Origin of the sequence: Methylobacterium sp. E-016 (assembly GCF_022829745.1) — a bacterium.
GTDB lineage: Bacteria > Pseudomonadota > Alphaproteobacteria > Rhizobiales > Beijerinckiaceae > Methylobacterium.
Window position 1 is genome coordinate 1 of record NZ_JAKSYF010000100.1, and the last position, 3,703, is coordinate 3,703.

Annotated in this window: 4 protein-coding genes and 2 pseudogenes; 4 read left to right on the forward strand and 2 right to left on the reverse strand. The window is 60.4% G+C overall.

The features are described from left to right. The 3 genes and pseudogenes from MKK68_RS12470 to MKK68_RS12480 form a co-directional block, all read left to right on the forward strand. A pseudogene (locus MKK68_RS12470) lies at window positions 1-161 on the forward strand (coproporphyrinogen III oxidase); the annotation flags it as partial. A gap of 1 nt (window position 162) precedes the next feature. Next, a pseudogene (locus tag MKK68_RS12475) lies at window positions 163-398 on the forward strand (IS3 family transposase); the annotation flags it as partial. A gap of 429 nt (window positions 399-827) precedes the next feature. Continuing rightward, on the forward strand, window positions 828-1,124 hold the full coding sequence (locus MKK68_RS12480) for a hypothetical protein (RefSeq protein ID WP_244030542.1): 297 nt from the start codon (window positions 828-830) through the stop codon (window positions 1,122-1,124). Window positions 1,125-2,140: 1,016 nt separating this feature from the next. Here the strand turns inward: MKK68_RS12480 and MKK68_RS12485 are convergent. Continuing rightward, a complete protein-coding gene (locus tag MKK68_RS12485) occupies window positions 2,141-2,749 on the reverse strand; it encodes a tetratricopeptide repeat protein (RefSeq protein ID WP_244030543.1) in 609 nt (202 codons plus the stop codon). 267 nt (window positions 2,750-3,016) lie between these two features. Between MKK68_RS12485 and MKK68_RS12490 the strand changes: the two genes are divergently transcribed. Then, complete coding sequence (locus MKK68_RS12490) at window positions 3,017-3,235, forward strand: hypothetical protein (RefSeq protein WP_244030544.1); 219 nt, start codon at window positions 3,017-3,019, stop codon at window positions 3,233-3,235. Between the two features lie 29 nt (window positions 3,236-3,264). Here MKK68_RS12490 and MKK68_RS12495 read toward each other — a convergent pair. Continuing rightward, on the reverse strand, window positions 3,265-3,703 hold a 439-nt coding region (locus tag MKK68_RS12495), incomplete at its 5' end, for a GGDEF domain-containing protein (protein ID WP_244030545.1).

Sequence of the window (3,703 nt, forward strand, 5' to 3'; positions counted from 1 at the left end):
GCCTCGGCCGCCTGCATACGGTCGACGAGGCGCTGGCCGACGTCGCGGTCGCGGCGCGGCATTTCGAGCGTTTCTCCTTCGATCTCATCTATGCCAGGCTCGACCAGACCCAGGTCGCCTGGCTGGCCGAGCTGATGCGCACGATCGAGCACGCGGTTGAGTGCAATCCGCCCGCTCGGCCTGAGCTCAGTGACATACTTCCGGAGGCGGTGCGTGTTGTCATGCCTGAAGTTGGATCAGATGCGTCGGGTGAAGGACCTGGAGACCGAGTACCAGCGGTTTCGAAAGGCGATTGCGGATCTCACCCTCGACAAGGTGATCCTGCAGGAGGCGTCCCGGGGAAACTTTTGCGCCCGGCGCGCCGGCGCGCCTGTGTCGAGCACAGCATGGACCGGCTCTGCCCGCCGCGGAAGGACCGCATCCTGTCCTTTCAGATCCCCAAGATAGAAACGGCCGACGACGCGGCGAAAGCCACGGGCGCGATGCTGGAAGCGGTCGCCAACGGCGAAATCACCCCTGGCGAAGCCGCTGAGTTCGGCAAACTCGTCATGGCGCACGTCGAGGCGATCAAGGCCACCGACTTCGAGAAGCGCCTTGCAGCCATCGAGGAGGGACGTAACAATGTTGCGTGACATGGAACGCCGGCTGCAGCGCCTAGAAGCGAAGCATGCCCCGAGCACGCCCCTGCAGGCTGCCGTCATCATGGCGCGGGATGCCAAGGATGCGGCCCATCAACTCGCTGAGGCCGTCGCTGCCGGGCGTCATCGCCACGGCTGGCCCGCGATCGTCCTGACCGGGCAACCCGCCACTCTTCACGGAGCGCACTCATGAGCCGCAGCCTAGAAATCCGTCTCGCGAAGGTCGAAGGCGCTATCGTCCCGAAGCGCAGGACGCATGAGGATCACCTTGTGACCCTCGACTCCCTGCCGCCCCTCACGGAAGCGGAGGCATTTGCTCTGGACGCCGAGATTTCTGCCGAAGCCATCGCCCAGCACGGCAGCCTCGCCGCAGCAGCGCGAGCCGCCTACCTGAAGGCCAATCGCACCCGCGATCCGCTCGATGGCTTTCTCGCCGTGGATCTGGAAAACAGAGCCGCAACGGCCTCGCATGGTGGGTTGGCATAGGTACTGGCGTACCGTCATCGCTGAAGTAACCGACCAGAGCGTGTATCGGCGCCATCAGAACCGCAGCAGGGGAGCGCCTAGTCAGATAAGGGCTTGTTCTACCGCCCTGCTGGGTCTGGCCAAGGAATATCTAACCGCACTGCTACCGCGGACATCAGAGCCTCAATAGTTTCCCATAATGTCGGCATGTGCGGGATGGACACGCTGTAGGGCGGGGTTTGAGTACCGCGGTCTAGCCCATAGCGAAAGAAAGCGTTCTGAGCAGTTTCGGAGGCAATGCCGATCTGCCTACAGAACCGATCATCAAGGACAAGCCCCAGCCGTATCGCTTCCTGAAGAAGCCGATCTAGCTTGTGCCAAAGGTCCTGAACTTTTCTTTTTTCGATGCCGCTTTCCAAGAGGTAAGCCTTAAGAGCAAGCTCAATACATACCCCCGAGAGGTGATAAAGTGGGCCTAACATCCGACTCACGATCCGGCCGTCATATGCTCCCATAAGAAGCTAAACCGCCTCCCTATACTCGCATGCATTAGAGAAAATGGACCTCGCCGATCCATCCATCGTCATGTGGACGACCTGTCGGCCATTCAGGGTTTCATCTGACAACGCCCGGCCCTCGTACAAAAGCCCGCTCCCCAAGTGCCCCTTAAACGCGTCTGCGCGCAATCAAGCCTATCCCTATTTCACCGGGAAGGCGGCTCAGAAAGCCAAGCCTCAATCCGCGCCGCCAAGCGATCCGCGCGGCTGTAAGGATCGGCTACGAACCAGATAACGCCTGCGAACACGGCCGCGCCGGCATAGATCCCCTTGGCATCGAACAAAATCACCCCGAGCATTAGGCAAACACAGGCGAGGGCCACGGACAGCCATTTTAGGATGGATGAGATGCGGGCGCGCCGGATCTCCCCTGCCCAACGCTCGCGGCTCGAGTTCACAGGAACCCGCTTCCTGCATGATCCATAAAGGCGTTGGCAGTCACGCGCCAACATACAAGAACACCCTGCCCCCTACCTGATCTCAAGGGACTTCCGCCTCTTGTCGTGCCTTTATGAAGGCAGCGTCGTTCTGTAGGGACGGCTGTAGCCGAGCGGCTTCTTCCAGGTCCGCACGCGCACGCTTACGGTCTCCGGCCCCCAAAAATGCCGAGGCCCGGTTCTGGTAAGCGACGACATACCTGGGGCTTAGACGGATAGCCTCGCTGTAGTCGGCAATCGCCTTGCGAGCATCACCCTTTTTGCCCAACACCAAGCCACGGTTGTTGAAGGTCCAAGCGTTCTTGGCGTCGAGACCGATTGACGATTTGAAGTCCGCTAGGGCTCGGTCGTATTGACCCTTGCCAGCATAAGCCATGGCGCGGTTGTTGAAGGCGGCCGACGACTTCATAGGGTAGAGCCGCATAGCCTGATTAAAATCAGCTATCGCATGATCAAAGTCGCCTTTTTGCATGTAGGCGAGCCCGCGATTGTTGTAGTAGTACGCGTTACCAGGGCTTTGACGGATCTTGTCCGTGAGAGCAGCAATCGCACTGTCCTGAGGAGTATCAAGGGCGGTCGCGGCGGGAGCGCTCAGGCAAGCAGCTACTGCAAGCACTGTCCAAAAGCACTTCGTCATTCCAACCCCGATCATTCGGTGCTTCGTGTGTTGGACACGAACCCGTTTCATAGAAACGCACGCCCCACGTGATCCTTCAAGGCATTCACCCTACGAACGTAGCCGAATACGGTACACGGGTCACGATGGCCTCGGCATTATCATGAACGGTGTCCTCTGCGTCACCGGCCCGGAACTGACGGCGGGCGAGTGGGTGGCACGGCACGTCTCAGCACGCTGAGGCTTCGCCCCCGTTGGGACCTACTGCCCTATATGGCTCTCGACACGGCATGAGAGACCAAGATGGCCATTGAAGCAGCGTTCCTCACCTACGCGACGAAGCGCATCGCCGACATCAACCAAGCGGTTGAGATGATGGAGGCCAAGACCCGAAAGGTAAGTGAGGCGCAGCCTGGAGGGCAGGAGGTCGATATGACGGATCAGACCCTTGCTGCGTACAGGGCCGAGCGCGAAGCTCTCCAGGGGATCAAGAACGAGCTGGAGGCGGGTAATCCCGTCTGAGGAGTGAACGTTCTGCGAAACTGCTGGCTTCAGCCTACGACCAAGCGGAGATCAGGACTTACTGAACCTGAACCGCGAACGCAGTTGCGGCCCGATCTCTTTGCTTCGTAGAGAGCGGCGTCGGCAGCACGAAACAGCCCCGCGGGTTCAATCGCAACTGCCTCGGGGATCTGGGCCAACCCGCAACTCACCGTAAGCACCGCGTGATTGCTGCCGGCATGAGGCAGCTTCCAACCGGCCACAGCCTCCCGGATACGGCTGGCCACGATCCTGGCGCCCTCCTTGTCCGTGTCCGGCAGGATGACCGCGAACTCCTCGCCGCCGACGCGGTAGCCGGTATCACCAGAACGGCCGATGACGGCTTCAATCGCCCGAGCGATGAGCTTCAAGGCTTCATCGCCTCTCTGATGCCCGTAACGGTCATTGAACCCCTTGAAGGAGTCTGCATCCAGCAGGATCAGCGAGAGC